Source organism: Desulfofundulus thermobenzoicus, assembly GCF_009428905.1.
In the GTDB taxonomy this organism is placed as follows: Bacteria; Bacillota; Desulfotomaculia; order Desulfotomaculales; family Desulfovirgulaceae; genus Desulfofundulus_A; species Desulfofundulus_A thermobenzoicus.
The window spans coordinates 1-444 of the sequence record NZ_WHYR01000195.1 but is presented as its reverse complement, the minus strand read 5'-3'; the positions used below and the strand labels follow the sequence as shown (position 1 = coordinate 444).

Sequence of the window (444 nt, the reverse complement as noted above, 5' to 3'; positions counted from 1 at the left end):
CAAGAAGTGCCGGTAATGCAGCTGGCAGTCCAGTGATCAGTAAAGCGGCAGATAGGAAAATCACACCGGATACGATGGTTCCAATCGCAGTTAACACAGCGGTCAGCACCACTTTGTTCTTTATCTTTAAGCAAGATAAGAAAAGGGCTAGGAAGATAAAGGCTGTCACTGGTTTATCAATCATATTCGGAATTTGTCCGCCTGGGAATCCCGTTGTTAATGCAGAAATCACGCCAGTCACTAGCGCAATCACGACAACATGCTGAACCTTTGGGAAAAGGATGATGCTTAAAAACATCATGACCAGCATCATATCAGGTTTCATTCCGAAAAAGATGGGCGGGAAAATCGTATGCAAAACAGCGCCCATTGCTGCAAGCAATGACATAATCACTAATTCTTTTGTTTTCATTTCTATGCTCTCCTCTGCTAAGCTCTTATAGG

The 444-nt window shown here is 43.5% G+C and carries 1 protein-coding gene; it reads right to left on the bottom strand.

Annotated features, from left to right (window positions below):
* Nucleotides 1-412: tryptophan transporter (locus GFC01_RS18195; RefSeq protein WP_152948514.1), on the bottom strand; the 412-nt coding region annotated here is incomplete at its 3' end.
* Nucleotides 413-444 lie beyond the last annotated feature (32 nt).